The organism is Pseudomonas quasicaspiana (assembly GCF_021147825.1).
In the GTDB taxonomy this organism is placed as follows: domain Bacteria; phylum Pseudomonadota; class Gammaproteobacteria; order Pseudomonadales; family Pseudomonadaceae; genus Aquipseudomonas; species Aquipseudomonas quasicaspiana.
Map to the genome: position 1 here is coordinate 24,755 of NZ_JAGTPI010000004.1, position 17,502 is coordinate 42,256.

Below are 17,502 nucleotides of genomic sequence, written 5' to 3' on the forward strand. Positions count from 1 at the left end.
CAATTGCGCTTAGCGCTGGTGTTCTCCTGCAAGCGCTATCAGCAATGCGCCGGGCTGATCCGGTTCTTGGAGTAAGCTCAGACTCAATTGCAGCAACGGGTCGTGGCCTAAGTGATCGGCTGGTTCAATATGCATTACCTCGAACAGCACGTAAGGCTTGTGTGGAAAGGCCAGGTGGGCCTCGAAGGCTGCGCGCAATACGTGGCTCAACCGATCGACCTGCAGCTTCTCAGCGTGATCGGATTGATCGAGCAGTACTGCGCGTTGCCACGCGCCAGGAGTGAACACGATGGGCAGCCGAAGGGTGTTCAGTGTTTCCGGTGTAAGTGAGTCGGGCATGGTATGTCTCCGTTGAAAACGCGAAGAAACCTGTCCCGTGCGGAGAAAGATTTCCCCGCAGTGGGTTGAAGAAAATCAAGAGGGCTTACCCCACGAGCAGAGCTCGAAAGGCGCTCATAAGAGCAGTAGGCGTTCATTACCGTAGAAACGGTCATCGTGCGAGCCACCGAACGCTAATCGCACTTGGGGGGAACCATCATCGAAGTGACGTAGCCTTGAAGGTTCTGGCTACCTGGGAAAGTGCTGTCGATAACAGCGATCCGCACCTTGTATTTAGCCGGACGATTTATCTGGGTCAATAGCTGTAGAGACGATGTTTCGCGGAGCTTTTCTTCTGGCTTCCAATGAGGATTTTTCGACCGGGGAAACTGATAAACGGTCAGGCATGGGCCGTTTTCGGTAGTAGGCTATTCCTCTAAGCTCAACCATGAAACGCTCAGAAGAGGGCGAGACCATGCCAACTCAACAACCTGTTCAGAGTTCACGTGCCCACCGCTGGGCGTATGCCTGTGGTGTGTCGGTGAAACGTGGTTATAGTAGGCTAAAAACTTTTGAATCCCACGTGGTTGAGCGTGCGGAGACCGCAGGTGTGCCCGCAGGTGAATTACTTGTTCGTGGGAGTTTTCTGACTGCTAAGTTCGCTCTGTTCGGAGCAGTTCTTTTTGTCAGCTTCTGGTTGTTTGTGCTGATGTGCACAATTGTCCTATTAGCAGCTATCCCATTTCAGGGTTCATGCACTTCAGGTAGTGACGGTCTCGATGATCCAATGCATAGAACGTCTTGGCCTGAGCGTTACGATAAATGGGGTTCTCTGAAGTAGGCTCCTGGTTATTTTGAACTCGATTTACCCGAAACAATTCTTGCACCGCTCATCAACTGAGAGGTCCCGTTAGAGCTCGCTGTCTGTGCTGCGTGGGTTCCCCTGCTGAGCATTCCTTCTACGCCTGAACCTACGCTATATCCGGCCCAACTCATTGCCCCGAGAAACGCCATTGGTAGCACGATGAACATCGCCCCCATCACATACTCGATCACCTGCGCGGTGACAGTCCCATCCATGAAGCCGGATGTGGGCAGCGACAACAGTACCTGATTGGAAGCCGAAACCTGGTTGTACAGGGTATCGAGCATGCTGGAGTCGACCCAGCGCGCCAGTTCCCACCAGAAGCTCAGCATGTGTAAGGTGAACAGCGCAAACGTCACCGTCATGACGGTCTTCAACTGGTAGGTACTGACCAGCAGGATCAGCGGCAAGCTGATGATGACGCCCATTATCAGGAACGCCTGCACCATCGGCAAGGCTGCGCGTAGTGCATTCATTGCCGGGAAGTTGCTGAAAGAACCGAGGGCCAACCCGGTATTGGTGGCCAGGTTATTGAGTCCCTGATTGATCGAGCCGCCACGAGCGCTGGAGCCATAGTCCTGATACACCTGTCCGGGCGACATGGACATCGATTGCTGGCGCGGGCTGACCAGCTCGCGCAGCGTGGCATCCTCGATCTCGTTGCTCGAACGGCCAGTCAACCAACCTTTCAGCTGAGTCAGCAGCGAAGGATCGACCTGTGGGATCAAGCGATCGCGCAACCCGACACCGCTATCGCTCCACCACTGCTTGCAGGTGGGGTAGCCCGCGCCATTCTCCAACCGCGGCAAGGAAACATCGCGGCTTTCGTCATAGGGCCAGCTGACTCGCGGCGTGCGTGAACGATCCGTATCGTAGTAGCGGGGCGTATCAAGAAAATAGCTTGAGCCGATCCAGGACGCATCATGACTTTGAGCCTTGTCCAACTGGGGACGGTTGGTAAACAGCCGAGAACGGGAATAGCCGTAGCAGTCGCGGGTAAAATCGGCGACCTCCTGCAACAGCACCTGGCTGTCGATGCGCGAGCTGTCGATCTCCATGCGCATTTGTCGGATATCCGGTGCGCAAGGGATGGAGGCGGTGGCTGCCGCAGTCACGCCTTTGCTCAAAGCATGCACCAGAAACCACCAGATCGGCACATTGGCGGAGCGCCCGCCGATGGTATTGAACGTCGTCCCCCAGGCAGTTTCCGCTGGCTTGGCCACACTTACGCCGCAGCGCTGACTCGCCGCATCATCGAACGTCATTGACGAGAGGCTCAACGGAAAGACCGGCGCGCAGCCGAACAACACGATGATGTAGGCCAGCCACAACCGGTTCTCGATCCGTGGCACCGAGAGCAGTCCCTTGTTGCCCTCATCCGCACCTTGCTGACGGGCAGACAACCATTCCTGCAAGATGATTGCACCAAAGGGCGCGGCGAATAGCCCGGTGTCGGACAGAACACTCCAAAGGCCGTTGTTGATGATCCAGGCGAGCAGAGAGAGGTAAAACTCCAGGTAGCTGTTTGTGCTCATGAGCATGGTAATGACCTCACAGTCGGGTGAGTTCGACGCAGATAAAGAGCACGAGCCCTAATGCTCCGATGTGCTTCACACGCAGTCGATCCTGTGGTCGATGTCGGTAGCGCCGAAGCAGATCCCACCAGAGCGCAAAGAGGGCGCCGTAGAGCAGGGCACGCCAGCACCGCAGATAGGGCCGTGCGGATTCGAATGCCTGCTGCCAGGCCTCGAAACTACCCAACGCAGTGCGGCCGATCCAGGCGACCAATGCGGCGGTGAGGATCATCGCCGCTGCAAATCCCAGACCTGAAAGCAGAGTGAACAGCAGTGAGCGTTTCATGGCTTCACTTGCGCCGGGCGTCAGCGTCATTGAGTCGGCCGGGCTCGGGGTCGCCTTGCTCGACGGTACGCGAAGCATCGGCACCACCGGCATGCCGATCGAGTACTAGGCTGGCGGTATTGGTGGCCAGCATCTGCCGGACCTGCAGCTCGGTTTGTAGCAGACGTATTTCGCGCTCCAGGGCGTCGATATTTTTTGTCAAGGCGGTTTGGGCCGGCTCAGCGGAGGCGATGTTTGGTTCGTGACTACCTGCTAGCAGCGTGCGCAGTAGCAGAAGCGCTTTGTCGAGCACGCTGGACAAGGCCGTTTCACTGGCCAGGCGCCGTGCCAACAGATCCTGGTCAGGGTCGTCACGCAGGGCTTCGATCACGCCACGGGTCACCGTCAGCATCGGGCTCGAGGCTTTAGTCAGATTGTCAGGGGTGGGCGAAAGTGAGCCGGACAGCAGCCCTTGCAGGGCTTTGAGACGTTCGCTGTAGGCCTCCTGGATCAGCGGCGTCAATCCACTGCCGGCGGTGGCACGCAGGGTTTCGCAGCTGTCGCAGGTCGAGACTTCGCTCTCGCCCAGTACGCGGACGGCCCATTCGGATTCCTCTTGCGGCGAGGTCCAAGTCTGGCAAATAGCCCCGCCTAAGCAGTCGCTGCTACTGATCGAGGCGCTGTCATCCATCGACCGGTTATGCAGCAGGTTGTAGCCTGCTCGCACTACGTCGGAAGTCACCCGGATGGGGGGCTGCCCACTACCTCCAGCCTTCTGGCCGCCGACCCAGGAAACCCCATTGCTGCCGTTACGGGCCTCGGTGTTTTTCACCGCGGCCACAGCATCACCGCCGGTTTGCTCCAGATTGCCCTGCATTTCCTGGTTCTTCGCCAGCGCGCCCCAGTCGGCTTGACCGACCTTGTCCGCCATCTTCTCGGCCATGGCCTGGCAGGTCAATTTGGAACGATCGAAGTCGATACGCCCCTGCATCACCCCGTTACTCAGCAACTCATAGAGTCCGGGGTTAGCGCGCTGGATGATCAAGGCCGGCAGCGACATCACCGCTTGGGTCGCGTTCTGCACGATGCTGCCCATGATCTGCTGGAAACCTTCGGTGACGCCGTTCAGCTGGTTTTGCAGGGTATTGGTGAGGCTCATGTTTCCGCACATCATGTTCGCTCGCCAGGACCCCCCGACTCCAAGGCCACTGGGTCGGTAGAGCGAACTCGGTGAGCCGACTGCCGAGCCGCCACCAATGGTGTACATCACTCGGTCGTCGAGTACTTCGCCTTGAGTACCCAGGCGGTAATCGTCCTCGGCGGCGTGGGCATGAGTGGCCATGGCGAGCAGTCCACAGAGCAACAGACTCATCACGTCCAACCATGGTCGTGCGAGAAGCCGACTCATGAAGCACCTCTTTCGAAGTCGATGCTGAACAGAAAGGTTTGCCCCTCACGTTTGCAGCAACTATAGGGACGCCACAGCGACCAGGTGTAGCCGCCATCCGCGCTCTGCACCGGATCGCTGGGGAAGATGGCGCAAGTCGGTTGAACCTGGGGGTAAAGCAATTGCCATTTGTGGGTCGAAGCGTCGTTTTCAACGATCGGGCCGGGGGGCCAGTAGCCGTCACGTTTGGCGGGCATGAGCGGTAAGTACACATGCGGTTGTCCGTTACGGGTGATGACATCGCCGGCTCGTTGCGTCATGACCGCGGCCGCCTTGAAATCGTCGGGCTGTACCAGAAAGCCCTGCCGGGGATAAACGTTGCCCCACATGTTTCCCGAGGCCTGACTACCGATTTCACGGAGCCCCGGCATGAGCGACTCGGGGTAGAAACCTTCCGGGATGCCATGGCGCCAGGCCAGTGAGTCGAGGGTACTCAGGTAGTAAGGCATGAGTGCAGTTGCACCGCTGGCGCAGGCATAGCCGGATTGCGAAGCCAGTTGCGTGGCGATCCAGCCACCGGGGTGGCCGATACCATCGACGTTCTTAAAGCGGGGCAGGTTGTCGCGGTGGGTGTTCGAGGTGATCAGGTTACCGCCGCCTTCCGCACCGCGAATGGGCGAGGAGAGGGTGGCCATCTCGGTCCAAGGGTTATTGCCGGTGGTGGCGTAGCTCGAGACCACCAATTCAGGAGTGAAATGACGAACCTTGGTCGAGGTTTTGATTGTGCAGCCGAAGGGCGTGCAGAGAAGCCAGAAACAAATACCGACGACCCTGTAGTCGAGGCAGTTTTGCGAAAGTACGGAGGACGTGATGCTGCCGGTGTCCAGCGCCACGCTTGGGCCGCACGCCAGCAGGATACTCATCGCCAAGGGCCGTAGCTTTGTGGGCGGGATTGACAAGCAGGCAACAGGCATGATCCTGGCTCTCAGTGTATGGCCTGGGCAGGTTCGATTACGTACTGAAGACTGTCAGTGGAAATTATGAAGGCGGATCTATCGGATTTGTGAGCCGTGAGACTATTATTTGACGTGAAGGTCGCTGCGCAGAGCATCGGGTTCTGCAAGTAGCTGATCTGTGGTGATTTCGAGAATATTGGCGAGCTTGCACAGGACCAATAGCGACGGATTGCCCGTGCATCGTTCGATTTGACTGACGTACGTGCGATCCACCTCGGCCATGAGCGCGAGCTGCTCTTGGGTAAGGTTTTTCACGCGTCGCATCAAGCGGATGTTTTCCGCCAGCTGCAGACGAAGCTGTTCGTAGTCTTGAGTCATGCGCGCAAATTGCGCCTTGAGGGACTCTCAATCCACGGGATATAGTCTACATTTGCACTGATCTAGGCCATTTGATGCTCATGCCTGTTATCGAGCGTTCATTTGGCTTCGTTAAGTTTTTCGAAGCTGGGCCCAACGTCTAACAATAAATCAGAAATCTAGGGTGTGTATGGACGAAAACTACATTTCAATTCCTGCGGCGGATGGTTGTCCAAGTCTTCTGACACCTTGGGGCAACGAGTTTGCCTCGATGATCGAACGTGGCGTGCAATGTGCTCAGGCTTGGCTTGATACGCCCGGCGAGATTCCCCTGTGGTGGGAGCTGGCGCAAACCCGTAAGACATTTCCTGTCGGTGACTGCCAGGATGCCTTCGAAGCCGGATTCCTGTTGAGGGTTCAGCAGCGGCTACGGGGCGTACCGCAATAACTGGTCACTCGATTTAGAGTGCGAGTAATAGATTCCCCTAGGCGGATTCTATTCCTCGCGCTATATCGATCCGTTCAGCTACCCTATATGCCGCTTCCAGTTCTGAGCAGCGGTTCTGTTGCATCAGGGTCCAGCGCTGGGCTTTTTCCTCGGGCTCCGTCATGGCCAGGGCGAGATAAAGACTCGGCGGCACGGCCCGAAACAGCGTTTCGAGCTTCTTCGAAAGCACGACCCCCTCAGTGTATTTACCCGGCTCCTTACTGGCGGAGAGCAGCAAGGCTTTCTGTGCCGGCGTGAGTTTCTTGAACCGTGCGATCTCTTCGATTTCTGCGGGCGGCATGTTCAAACAAATCCACCATTCGATCATGTTGAGCATGGTCTGCGCGGCAGTGGGAAAGTCGGCAAGGTTTTGCGTCGCCAGCCAGAACCAGGCGCCAAGTTTGCGCCACATCTTCGTGCCCTTGACCACGAATGGCGCCAGCAACGGGTTCTTGGTGATGAGATGGCCCTCGTCGGTGATCATGATGATCGGTCGGCCCAGGTACTGGTCGCGCTCGGCGAGGTTGTTCACGGTGTTCATCAGGCTGATGTAGCTGATGGACATCTGTGCCTCGTAGCCTTCGCGAGCGTAAGTGGCGAGATCAACAATGGTTACATCACTTTCTGGCCAAGGCGTGCCCACGCGATCGAACAGCTCACCCTCGAAACCCTGGCAGAACAGGTCGATGGACTCGCCCATTTCCTGGGCACGCTCACGACGCGTCTCCGGCAAGTGCGGATCAGCTGCGACGCGCAGCAAGGCGTCGCGCACGTCGCGGGTCAGTACCTGGCGGCCGGCGGCAACACAGGTCTGCGCCGCATCGAGAATGCACTCGCGAATCAAGCTGCGATCGGCTCGACTCAGTCGCGCCTCTTCCTTGGCCTCGCCGCCTGTGATCATCAAGCGGGCGGTGATTTCCAGTTCGCCGAGAACATCACGCTGGTCTTCGCGACTGGTTACCACCTCATCGTCCAGCTCATCGATAGACAGAGTGGCTACCTGGTCGGGCTGCTCGACCAGGCGCCAAGCGGCGGCGAACGGTGCGAGGCTGACCGAGGCGCCAGGTTTCAATTGGACCTTGTTGACCGACAGGCCCTGTGTCGCGAAGTAGTCGCCCTGCAAGCCGAATGAGTTGCCGGCCTCGACGATAAACAGGCGAGGGCGGTAAACGGCCATGACCTGCATCAGTAGGGTGACCAGGGTGGCCGACTTGCCGGCACCGGTGGGACCGAACAACAGCAGATGACCGTTCATGGCCCGGTCCAGCCGTGATAACGGATCGAAACTTAACGGTGAGCCGCCGCGATTGAACAGGGTGATACCCGGGTGGCCGGTGCCCGTGCTGCGGCCCCAGACTGGAACGAGGTTCGCTAGGTGCTGGGCGAACATCAGGCGGGTGTACCAGTTACGCGTGTCGCGGGCCGGGTTGTAAGCCATTGGTAACCAACGCAGGTAGCTGTTGCAGGCGGCGACTTCATCGCTTTCGCGTACCGGTTGCAGCCCCGCACCCAGCAGCGCGTTGGCCAGGCTGACGGAGTGCTGGTGCAGTTGCTGTTCATCATGACCGCGTACGTAAAACGCCAGGGTGCCGCAGTATAGCTTGTGCTGGCGACCGATGATCGCACGAGCCTCTTCAACATCCTGACGAGTCTGGGTCGAGGCCAGGTTTTCACCGATGGCTTTACGGGACAGGCGGTTCAACTGATCCTCGAGTACATCCTGTGGTTTGACCACTAAAGTCAGACTCATTACCGTACCTTCGGGTAACTGGTCGAACAGGGCATTCACCGCGTCGCCTTTGCGGGTTTCGCCAGTGAGTTGACCAATCAAGGGCGCTCGGCGCAGCTTGTCCACTACCATCACGCGGTGGGGCTGCTCATCGAAATACCAGAGTCCGCGATGCACATCCGAACGCGGCTCATTGAAAAATAGCCGCTCGGCGAAGTCATGATCGAAGGGCAGTTCCAGCGACTCACCATCGCCCGATTCCGGATAGGCCACGCGGCGGTAGAAGTCCTCAGGCTCTTCATCGCTAAGTTTGGGGGCCGGATTGAACCAGGGCAGCAGCCAGGCATACAGACTGCGGCCATCGACTCGCGTCGATTGCACCCCGCATGCCTGCAACGAAGCCGCAATACGTTCGCAAGCCTGTTGCAGGGCTTGTACCGGGAGGAGTCCCGTCTCTTCAGCGTCAGACTCAAGCCAGCGATAGACCACCAGGCGCACCCGTCGGTTGTTGCCGCGCCAGGGGAGGCGTGCGACGGCCTTGTCCTCAAACAGCCCACCCGGTTTGGCAATGGCCCTCAGATGACGGCGAGTGAGTTCCAGGTACGCTTCGGTGAAGACCGTGCCTCGCGCGCTGTCCTGAATATAATCGGTGAGCCGGGTCAGGTAGGCAGTGAAGTCGTTGTCGTCCTGACAGAAAAACTGCGCCACCCACGGAGCTTGGTCCAGCTCGTCAAAGCTATCCTGCAGGGCATCCTCGAGGGCATCGCGGGCGGCCATCAACCAATCGGGTTCGCGCCCCTCAGTGCCAATGGGCAGCAACTCGAACACGGCACCCACCGAGCGGTTGTCATCCAGTAGAAAACACTGCTCGGTGTCGAGGTATTCGACCCATGGCAGGTGATCGGTGAAGCTGGGGTTATGCGCATAGAGTGCAGCTTCATCGGCCAAGGTGGCGCGAGGGCGCAATGGGTGGCGCCAGGCTTTCCATGCAGAAGTGCGGTTGCCCGCATCGCTGGTACGCACTACAAGTCTTCCTGACGCTCACCGGGTAATGCGTACTGCACCCGTTGGTAGAACGGAAAGACGGTCGAGTAACCCGGAACCGGTGCCTGCTCGGTACCACTCAAATGCGGATACACGTACAGCACCAGATCGGGATTGGGGAGGCGCGGGAACAGGTTGCGGATCTCGTTCGCCGCTGTGCGCGTGTACGGTTCCTGGAGAGCCGCGGAGACATCTGCCTGAGCCAGCGGGCGGCGTAACTGCTGTCGAGCATCCAGCAGTTGCTGCTGAGTGCCTTGCGAACCGGCGCCGTTCCAGATATCCATCATAGTTTGCTCGCCATGGGGCAGCAGCGTGTCTATGTCGGTGGAACACCCCGACAGAACCCAGCAGAACACGCTAATCCAGGTCAGGTAGAGAGGCATGGTCTTTTTCATGGCGAACGCTCCGGCCCTTGGGCTCGTAGTCGATGGTGATCTCATGGTCGAGGTGCAGCGCGACCTGTGCGGCCGGTGGCACGTACACGGCAGCGAAGGCTTCGCCATATAGTTTGTTGACCCACTCGCGGATGTCGCTGACCCCACCACTGAGAATTGAATTCAGCGCGGTATTGCCACTGCTGCTGGTGACCCCGAGCGTACTGCCGCCCGAACTGATCACGCTGCTGTTGTTCTGCTCATCCCCGAGCAAGGCGGCGACACCGGCGCCGGCCGCCGTGATCAGGCTCTGGCTGCCGAGGTATTGCTGGGCGTTCGAGCGGCGCTCGCCGGCAATGCACGGAATGCCATACGGATCGGACAGGTAACCGAGTCCTCCACGAATCTTGTCGGTGTTCGAACTCTGGGTCGTGGAGGCATTGCGGCTGGCCACCGCCTTCGGCTGAGGCACCGTGCGGATGGTGCCATCGGTAAACACAAAGGTGATTGACTCCACCTGTCCGCGTACGCACGACAGGGTCCAGTCACCGGATGCCGTGCCGCTCATCACGGCACCCGCGACGTCCGGCAGATCGATGCCATTGGCCGTCAGGTTCTCCGGACCAACCAGCACCTTGAAGGGATAGGGATCATTTACGGTGCCGTCCACCGGGACCCGGCCGATTAGCGCGGTCATAGCGACCGAGCCCATCAATGTCGCGTTTTCGGGAATTGTGTAGACCGGCTTCGCGCCTTCGGTACGATCAGCGGATCGTATCTGGTCACGCTCACCCTTGGTAACCTCGCGCAACTGCTTCTGGCTGCGGTCGATGGCATCGTCCTTCAAACCCTCCATTGAGTTGAAGGCAGTCGGCAGACTCAGGGCGGACGCGGTTTTGGTTTTGCCCCGGGCGTCGGTGGACGGAGCATCCGAGGGCTCAATCCACTGCAGTGCATCATTGGCAGAATGCTGCCCTTCGAACTGAGCGCCGTCGCCCGGCTCAAGCCCCAGTCCGATCGGCATATCCTTGCCCTTGCCGGTCAGCCCCGATAGCTGTTCCTGCAATTGCGTTAGCAAACCGCGGGCCTGGCGACTGTCCTGTTCCGCTTTGAGCCGGGCCTCGTTAGCTTGTCGGCGGCCTTCTTCGACTTGCTGTGTAACGCTGCCAAGCGCTGTCTGGATACGCGAATCGACACTGTTTTCCCGCTCGCGCAGACGGTTGTTCTCGGTCTGCAGCGAATCATTGTGTTTCTTCAGACCGAGCATGTCGCTGCGCATGGCCTTGACCTGGCCGACCAAGGTGGCAACCGTGTCGCGTGGGGTATCACCCGCAATACCGAGCGACTTGGCCTGCTCGGCGGATAATTGGAGGTTGTCCTGAGCCGTCGGACTTTCTGGCGAAGGCGTGGTACCACCCGCGACCCAAGACTTCAGGATGATGAACACCACGCCGAGCAGCACAGCCGGTACCAGCCATTTGAGCAAGGCGTTAGCTTTCATCGTCAGTACCTCGCGCGATGGGCGGAGGCAGCACGGCGCGTTCGAGGCCGGCACCGTGGGTGACAAGGTAGACAACCGTGGTGTCTTCAGGGCTGCCGATAGGCCCAAGGAAATCATGTTGGAAGGTCGCGGCGAACAACTTGGCCTGAAGCTGGCGCGGATCGAGTTGCACCGTCATTGCACCACGGTTGCGCAACTTCACCGCCGTCACCCAGTACTCCCCGAGTCGCCAGGCGGCGATGGGTGTGCCGGACATGTTTTCGGTCGGCAGCAGGTTTGGCAGTTCGGTGCGCAGCTTGAGCGGGACGCGGCGTACGCCGGGCAGGGACTCTACGGTGCGCAACGGCGCGTACAGGCTCTGTGCGGCGTAGCGCGTCAACGCGACCGGGATCGGCGTGCGTTTTTGAACAAGGGCGGTGCTAGATTCAGCCTCAGTAGCTTGCACCTGAGCATTCTTGAGAATACGCAGGGGCTCCAATGGTTGATCGCCAGGCGTGGCCGCGATGTCCAGGAGGATGATCTCGCCCGTCGCGACTGATTGCAGTTGCAGTCGGGTCGGTGCAATGGCTTCCGACGCCCGCAGGTACAGCGTGCCACCGGCTGATTGCACGCGTAGCTTGCCCGTCAGGGTTGAGGGCACACCGACGCGAACAGCCTCATCGACAAAGATCACCCGCTCCTGATTGATCACCAGCGGGACCGCGAGGGGGAGGCGTTCCCAGTGCATCAGTTCGACGGCCTGCGTTGCCGCTCCCCATAACATCAGTGCGACGGTGAGTCCCAGTGTAGACATCCGCTTCATGGCTCACCTCCAGGCAGGGAAATTTTTTGCGGCGTGCCCTGATAACAATCCAGTGCCATCCCCCACCTATTGCGTTCGGGGTCCAGATCAAAACGCACCACACGCAATGGATAACGCACCACCACCCGTTTCACCGGTTCGGCGGCGTAATACTCATCGGCGTTGAGGTCGAGTTTGACCAGCCAGCTGTCTCGGTCGAGTTGCTTGACCCTGAGTTCCGGATCCTCGCTATAGCCTCGGCCCAAAATTTCGTAGACGCCACGCACCCGCTGGCGCAGTTCGCCGGCGGCCTTGCGGTACTCGTAGTCGCCGTCGAGGAAGGCCTTGCAGGCGGGGGTCAGGTAGGACTGCAAGCTGTAGATAGCGCGGCGGTAATCCTGTTCGCCATCCGAAGGCCAGCGGTTAAGTTGACCGAAGATGTATAGAGCGAAGGCATACACATTCTCTGAGGGGATGTCCCACCACTTGCGCGTGCTGCCCGAGCGCAGATCGGGGGGGACATGCACGGTCAGGTCGGTAGGTGCCGAGTGCCAGCCATACCAGAGCCCGGCGCAGACCAGGGCGAGGATCGCTACCGCCGCACGCAGGCTGAAGATATGGGCCTGTTGGGCATCGACCTTGTTCCGAAATCGGCTCATAGCTGCCACCGTGACAAGGCAGGACGCAGCCGACGTGAACGGCGGACCGTCCAGGCACCGGAGTGGAGGATCAGACTGCCGCGACCCAAGCGCCAACGGTTGGCGAGCATCCATTCGAGCTTGCGGTACAACCAGGTCTCGGGACGGGCCCGTTTGGCCCGGCGCAGTAGCGTGCCACCGGCCAATAATACCAGCGCCATGCCGGCGATCATGCCGGTCGGCGCTATGGCAATGGACGCGGTGGCAATCGCTAGAGGGACGCCCAGCAGCAGACCAATAACGGCGCCGGTGCCGAGTGCTATCCACATCTCATCATTGGTCAACCCTCGCAATACGGCAGGATCACGATTGAGTCGCTCTGGAAGAAAGACCAAGGTGCCGTCGGCAAGGCGTTCGATAGTGTCGTTCATGCCGACCTCACAGAATGGCGGCCGCCTTGGTCAGGAACCAGATGATGATCACCACCAGCAGGGCACCGATGCCGACCACCGCGCCGAGGTCCTTCCAGGTCTTTCGTTGGTTTTGTACGTCGGCGTACACGGTCAACGAGTGCCACGCCACCCCCAAGAAAGCGAGTAGGGCGATCAGCAGACCGAGCAGGATGCCGCCGTCGTAGGCATAGTTTTTGATCGTCTCGATCAACCCGGATCCTTCGCCGCGCGAAGGGGCTTCCATGGTGGGGAGCTCGGCAAAAGCCAGGCTTGGGCCGAGCACCAGCAGCAGTCCGATCAGGCGCTGGCTCGCACGATCACGCAGGTTGTTTTTCAGAGGGGCAAAGCACTTGAGCATGGCGGCGATCTCCTGGGTTAGGACAGGGTGAAGAACATCAAAACCAGCAAAGTGAGAAGTACGCGCGCGGTGCTGCCACCAAAGGCACCGAAGCGCACACTGCCCGCGGCCCAGCCCCGGTAAGCCGTCCACATCACCCAGGCACACCACAGCAAGGCCAGGGCCAGAACCATGGAGACCCACAGCGTCGAACTGCTCTGTGCCGAAAAGCCGGAGGCGTTATGGAAGGCAGCCGTTTGAGCGTCAGTCATGCTCATGGCGAAGCCTCCGCTTGTGGGATATCGAGGCGGTAATCGCCGACCATTTCATGGGTGTCGCGGGGTTGAGCGCGAGAGGGGGATAGATAGTCCTTTACGCCTTGACGAATGCGCTGGATGTCTTGAATTAGGCGGGGATAGTCGAAGCGATAACGCTCGATTGATTCAGTCGGGTTTGCCGTCGGGGCTTTTGTGACAAGGCGTTCGATAGTGTCGAATTGCTGCAAAACCAGACTCAACTGATCTTGTTCATGAGCAGATGCAGCATAGCTGCCACTATTGAATGTGATCAGTAGGAATAGAAAGCAGCTTCGGCAAAATGTATATGGCATGACGACAGCCCGTTTGGTTGTTGGTGTCAACATTCAGCTAACGGCCCGGGCCCAGCAGTAAGAAACACGAAAAAAGCTGCGTCGTATTATTTGAATGCTCCCCTGACCTTGCCGCTGACTCGGATATCGTATTAAGGGCCATGAAACGAGGGGAAATGAAGGGATGGGACAACTGGCACGATCTCGACTGCTTATGAAAAACAATTAGCGGCCGTTAACGTTTGGTTCCGCTAACAACTCGTTAGCGGGGCACAGATAAGCTTCGACGAAATCAGTTAACAAAGAGTGAGTGCAAAGAGTGAACATCCAACAAGCAATTCGGCGGTATCGTATTCGACAAGGCGTAGGCCTCTCCATGATGGTCTTCGGTGCGTTATTTTATTTTGTCTCGTTGTTAAGTTCTCTACACCGTCAAGCGGAGAAACTCGCTGAGTCAGAGATTTTTGGGCATTTGGGTGGGCTGATGCAAAACTTGGTAGCCGACATTTACCAGATCACATCGCCCTTCATCGGTTTTGTATGGAGCAACGCGCCTGCTCTCAGCCAAGAAAAACCACTCAGCTACGGAAATTTGCTGTTTCTCGGCTTGCTGGGCGTAATGATTATTGGAAAGCAGTTGCTCCTTTCCGCTAGACAACTCAGAGGGCGTGTTCAGGTCCAGCTCGAACGTCTTGAGGAAGCCCAGTGGCGCAGCTCGATGCAGAATGGGACCGCAACCCAGGTCAACGCAAACCAGATCGGCCAAATCAATTTTTATCAGCAATCAATGCCGCCATCCCCTAGCGGTGATTGGTGGCAACGGCCGTGGGGTATTGTTGGTTTGTCTATTATTGGTGGTTACATTGTTGCGGTGTTCGCTAAATTAACCGGAATGGTTTAACACGCCAGCAATACGTTCTATCAGATGTATTTTTTAAACGTCGCCGCGGTGATAGCTGTCGTTACTCCGAGCATCACCGCGCTAGGCAAAAAAACGGCCATGGGATTGAGCGAAAAGGGCAAGGACAGGTAAACTATCCAAGGCACGATCAGCATAGGTATCACTGCTCGTTTAGCGCGGTGATAAACAAAACTGCTTTCTCGCCCAGCTCCAAATTTGCGCAGGTCGCGGCGCATCAAGCCATCGACAAAACCAGTGAGCATGGCCAACAATAATAGGGGTGTTGCCAGGACTAGAATGGTCAGGCGCACCACGAAGGTAAAGGTCACATACACCGCCGCCAGCACGAAATCCTCAATGATCACGTAGAATTGATTGGTCCAGCTCCAGAATCCGTCGCCTTGGCTCGACACCCGCGCCTGCAGTGCAAAATCCACAAAGCCTGTCTTGACCAACAACCATTGATTGAGGAAATCCAGCAACTGAACGATCGTTTGCCCGGGCTGTTGGAGGATGAGTGAAGCTTTGAAGTGCTCACTGAGCCATCCCAGTTCATTAGTCAGCATGGCCTGGCTATGCCGCCAGCCCTGACCACCCCAGAACAACAGCAAACCGGCGAACTCGATAAAGATCGAAAACAGCAACGAGGCGATCAGCAAACCGATAATGCGTAAAACCAAGCCAATCACCGAGACGATCAATCCCGGGCGCTGGATCGGTTGTGGCGGTGTGCTGTGTACGGAAGTCGCCATCCTTTACTCCATTGCGCACCGTTAAGTTGATGCTGCCACGGCGCTTGCCGAATACGCGTTTGCTGAATCGAAACCTGTGGTGGGCCGGGCTATCCCACCTGATCCACATCGAAGTTCGTGGTTGGACCGCCACCGCTTGCGCTCCACCATTGCCCCGCTTGCTCGTTGTAGGTGGCCCGCATCCGCAGGGTAAGCTCGTGCAGATTTCTGGGCATGGCATCGTCGTAGGAGGGTTTTGGCAACGGCATGCGGACTTTCCAGAGCTGCCCACCGGCCTGGAAGGAGAACATTTGCCCCTTGGGTAAACTGACGATATGAGCAGGCTCGATCAGCGGCACACTGGTGCTACTGACACGGTCCTGTGAGGACGAGGTGAAGTCGGTGTTGGCCTCAGGATCGGAGGTGTCGGTGGCGCCCGAGACCAGGGTCTTGCTCAGTACGTTGACCTTGGGCAACTGCTGGGTTAGTAATTCAGCGGTGGCGGTCTCGCGCACGCGGAGCATCTGCAGGGTGTTGAAGTTGCCGATCACTTGGCCAGCTTTCGCCCGGTTACCGATACGCGCTTCGATATCGCTAAGGGTCTGGGTGTAGGCGGTTACCTGGATGCCGGCGCCACCTCCCTTGTTGATCAGCGGAATGAACTCGTCGCCCATCAACTCGTTGAACTCATCAGCGTGCAGGTTGATCGGCAGCTTGCCAGCGGTGCTACCCGATGGCGGCAGGCCATGGTCAATGCCATGTTTATAGATATGTCCCGCCACCGAGACCAAGTCGGCAAACATGGAATTGCCCACAGCGGCGGCCACCTCGGCGTCGGTCAGCGCATCCAGACCGATGTAGACGATGCCGCGTTTACGGATGATTTGCATCCAGTCGAATATTGGCCGCGGGTCATCTAAATCGGTGTAGTTGGGAGCCAGTAGCTGAGCGGTCTTGCCGGTGGTGAGTTTCTCCAGCAGCGGCAGTAGCGAAGCCACGATTTTGTCGAAGTAAGTACGGTCGTAGCGTACCGCCGAACGCAGTCCGTCCAGTACCGGATCAAATACCCGTTTCACCGCTAGGTACTGCTCGATGGCCACCACGCGCTTTTCGCGCCCGACCATATGCCGGGGAATGTTCTTCTCGGTCAGCTTGCCTTCAAGCTGGACAATCACTTCCCACGCTTTTGGGTCGGTCTTGGCGAAAAACTGCTGGGCGTATTCGATGAACAGTGCGTCGATGTTGACCACATGTCTTTGGATTTGCAGGTAGTCCGGGCGTCGGCCCAGTTCAATCAGGGCGCGGGCGATTATATTGACGAAGCGCCAGGCGAACTCGCGGAAGGCCGCCGAGTTGCCTTCGCCACTGAGCTGCCCGGCGATGCGTGAGGCCACTTCCGAGATGCGCCCGAAGCGCCCCACGGCGTTGTAGCGCGCGGAGATCTCCGGCCAGCCCAGATGGAAGACATAAAACTCCTTTTCCCGACCGGCGCGTTTGGCTTCGACGTACATCCGTTTGAGCAGGTCTGCATCGCCCTTCGGATCGAAGACGATGACTACCTCATGTTCGATGCGATGAATGTCCTGGGTGATGTACACCTCGGCGAGCCGCGTCTTGCCGACACGGGTCGTGCCCAGCACGAGGGTATGTCCGACTCGTTCACCCAGCGGCAGACTGACTTCCGTTTCGTCGGGCTCAACCCCATGCAACAGCGGTGAGCCACCGACTGGGGGTAAAGGGCGCAATGGATTAAAGGCGCTGTCCCAGGCCGTGACACGGGCCAGTGTCGAGAACGGAAACGGTGCATGCTCCAGGCGCTGTTCGAGTGCTCGGGCCAGGCGGTAACGGGTCGGTTGGTCGACATAATGAGCGACCGCCGGATCCTGAGCGTCGACCAAGCGCTGGGTGTGCAGGCGGGTCCAGCGAAAGCCGCGGCCCATGAACAGACGTTTGCGGCTGACCGGAATCTGCCGGCTGGTCAGTTCGTAGCGAGGCAGCCGGCGGATATTGCGCCGATAGCGCAACACCTCCCAGGCTTGTCGGAGGCGGATCAAACCGAACAGGGCATAGGCCAGAGCCGCAATCAGACCGATCTCGGGTGATAGGGCCACGGCCCAGGGCGAATACACGCATAACGCCGCCGCGGCGGCGCAGATCGCCACGGTATACAGCTCGACTGCGGGCCGGAGTTTGGACTCCATCGCATGCTCGGCCAT

Annotated in this window: 20 protein-coding genes; 3 read left to right on the forward strand and 17 right to left on the reverse strand. The window is 58.5% G+C overall.

The features are described 5' to 3' along the window. Positions 1–9: 9 nt before the first annotated feature. Positions 10–339 (reverse strand): hypothetical protein, encoded by a 330-nt coding sequence (locus KDX30_RS04395; protein ID WP_231675066.1) that lies wholly within the window; start codon positions 337–339, stop codon positions 10–12. A gap of 454 nt (positions 340–793) precedes the next feature. Between KDX30_RS04395 and KDX30_RS29645 the strand changes: the two genes are divergently transcribed. Then, positions 794–1,159: a DUF3742 family protein gene (locus tag KDX30_RS29645; protein ID WP_406643721.1), complete on the forward strand. Its 366-nt coding sequence runs from the start codon at positions 794–796 to the stop codon at positions 1,157–1,159. Positions 1,160–1,167: 8 nt separating this feature from the next. Here KDX30_RS29645 and KDX30_RS04400 read toward each other — a convergent pair whose 3' ends face one another. The 5 genes from KDX30_RS04400 to KDX30_RS04420 all read right to left on the reverse strand — a co-directional run bounded on the left by KDX30_RS04400 (position 1,168) and on the right by KDX30_RS04420 (position 5,743). Further along, positions 1,168–2,724 (reverse strand): conjugal transfer protein TraG N-terminal domain-containing protein, encoded by a 1,557-nt coding sequence (locus KDX30_RS04400; RefSeq protein WP_231675067.1) that lies wholly within the window; start codon positions 2,722–2,724, stop codon positions 1,168–1,170. Between the two features lie 10 nt (positions 2,725–2,734). Next, positions 2,735–3,043, reverse strand: a complete 309-nt coding sequence (locus tag KDX30_RS04405; RefSeq protein WP_231675068.1) for a hypothetical protein — start codon at positions 3,041–3,043, stop codon at positions 2,735–2,737. A gap of 4 nt (positions 3,044–3,047) precedes the next feature. Beyond that, the gene (locus KDX30_RS04410) at positions 3,048–4,430 is read right to left on the reverse strand and encodes an integrating conjugative element protein (RefSeq protein WP_231675069.1); all 1,383 of its coding nucleotides are present in this window, start codon (positions 4,428–4,430) and stop codon (positions 3,048–3,050) included. Beyond that, entirely contained in the window at positions 4,427–5,383 is a 957-nt protein-coding gene (locus KDX30_RS04415) for a TIGR03756 family integrating conjugative element protein (RefSeq protein ID WP_231675070.1), read from the reverse strand. Before KDX30_RS04415 ends, KDX30_RS04410 begins: the two co-directional genes overlap by 4 nt. Before the next feature lie 105 nt (positions 5,384–5,488). Next, the gene (locus tag KDX30_RS04420) at positions 5,489–5,743 is read right to left on the reverse strand and encodes a helix-turn-helix domain-containing protein (protein WP_231675071.1); all 255 of its coding nucleotides are present in this window, start codon (positions 5,741–5,743) and stop codon (positions 5,489–5,491) included. A 169-nt stretch (positions 5,744–5,912) separates the two neighbouring features. Here KDX30_RS04420 and KDX30_RS04425 point away from each other — a divergent pair, with 169 nt between their 5' ends. After that, positions 5,913–6,170, forward strand: a complete 258-nt coding sequence (locus tag KDX30_RS04425) for a LasR-specific antiactivator QslA (RefSeq protein ID WP_198798827.1) — start codon at positions 5,913–5,915, stop codon at positions 6,168–6,170. A 37-nt stretch (positions 6,171–6,207) separates the two neighbouring features. On the opposite strand, the gene KDX30_RS04430 is transcribed toward KDX30_RS04425, so the two are convergent. From KDX30_RS04430 to KDX30_RS04470, 9 genes are read right to left on the reverse strand one after another with little or no spacing between them, the layout of a single operon-like run. After that, positions 6,208–8,961, reverse strand: coding sequence for a conjugative transfer ATPase (locus tag KDX30_RS04430; RefSeq protein WP_231675072.1), 2,754 nt, complete (start codon positions 8,959–8,961; stop codon positions 6,208–6,210). Beyond that, positions 8,961–9,377 (reverse strand): TIGR03751 family conjugal transfer lipoprotein, encoded by a 417-nt coding sequence (locus KDX30_RS04435; protein ID WP_231675073.1) that lies wholly within the window; start codon positions 9,375–9,377, stop codon positions 8,961–8,963. Before KDX30_RS04435 ends, KDX30_RS04430 begins: the two co-directional genes overlap by 1 nt. Further along, the gene (locus KDX30_RS04440; protein WP_231675074.1) at positions 9,340–10,857 is read right to left on the reverse strand and encodes a TIGR03752 family integrating conjugative element protein; all 1,518 of its coding nucleotides are present in this window, start codon (positions 10,855–10,857) and stop codon (positions 9,340–9,342) included. Before KDX30_RS04440 ends, KDX30_RS04435 begins: the two co-directional genes overlap by 38 nt. Further along, positions 10,847–11,659 (reverse strand): TIGR03749 family integrating conjugative element protein, encoded by an 813-nt coding sequence (locus KDX30_RS04445; protein ID WP_231675075.1) that lies wholly within the window; start codon positions 11,657–11,659, stop codon positions 10,847–10,849. Before KDX30_RS04445 ends, KDX30_RS04440 begins: the two co-directional genes overlap by 11 nt. Further along, positions 11,656–12,297 (reverse strand): PFL_4703 family integrating conjugative element protein, encoded by a 642-nt coding sequence (locus tag KDX30_RS04450; protein ID WP_231675076.1) that lies wholly within the window; start codon positions 12,295–12,297, stop codon positions 11,656–11,658. Before KDX30_RS04450 ends, KDX30_RS04445 begins: the two co-directional genes overlap by 4 nt. Next, complete coding sequence (locus tag KDX30_RS04455) at positions 12,294–12,707, reverse strand: TIGR03750 family conjugal transfer protein (protein ID WP_231675077.1); 414 nt, start codon at positions 12,705–12,707, stop codon at positions 12,294–12,296. The genes KDX30_RS04450 and KDX30_RS04455 overlap by 4 nt, the downstream gene beginning before the upstream one ends. Positions 12,708–12,714: 7 nt before the next feature. Further along, positions 12,715–13,086, reverse strand: a complete 372-nt coding sequence (locus KDX30_RS04460) for a TIGR03745 family integrating conjugative element membrane protein (RefSeq protein WP_046509162.1) — start codon at positions 13,084–13,086, stop codon at positions 12,715–12,717. A gap of 17 nt (positions 13,087–13,103) precedes the next feature. Continuing rightward, positions 13,104–13,343 carry a TIGR03758 family integrating conjugative element protein gene (locus tag KDX30_RS04465; RefSeq protein WP_231675078.1) on the reverse strand — a complete coding sequence of 80 codons (240 nt, stop codon included), beginning with the start codon at positions 13,341–13,343 and terminating at the stop codon, positions 13,104–13,106. Then, a complete protein-coding gene (locus KDX30_RS04470; protein ID WP_231675079.1) occupies positions 13,340–13,675 on the reverse strand; it encodes an integrative conjugative element protein, RAQPRD family in 336 nt (111 codons plus the stop codon). The genes KDX30_RS04465 and KDX30_RS04470 overlap by 4 nt, the downstream gene beginning before the upstream one ends. 298 nt (positions 13,676–13,973) lie before the next feature. On the opposite strand from KDX30_RS04470, the gene KDX30_RS04475 reads away from it, so the two are divergent. Next, the gene (locus KDX30_RS04475) at positions 13,974–14,555 is read left to right on the forward strand and encodes a hypothetical protein (protein WP_231675080.1); all 582 of its coding nucleotides are present in this window, start codon (positions 13,974–13,976) and stop codon (positions 14,553–14,555) included. Between the two features lie 20 nt (positions 14,556–14,575). On the opposite strand, the gene KDX30_RS04480 is transcribed toward KDX30_RS04475, so the two are convergent. Together KDX30_RS04480 and traD are read right to left on the reverse strand one after the other, a co-directional pair. Next, complete coding sequence (locus tag KDX30_RS04480) at positions 14,576–15,307, reverse strand: TIGR03747 family integrating conjugative element membrane protein (RefSeq protein ID WP_231675081.1); 732 nt, start codon at positions 15,305–15,307, stop codon at positions 14,576–14,578. An 89-nt stretch (positions 15,308–15,396) separates the two neighbouring features. Beyond that, entirely contained in the window at positions 15,397–17,502 is a 2,106-nt protein-coding gene (gene traD / locus KDX30_RS04485) for a type IV conjugative transfer system coupling protein TraD (RefSeq protein WP_231675082.1), read from the reverse strand.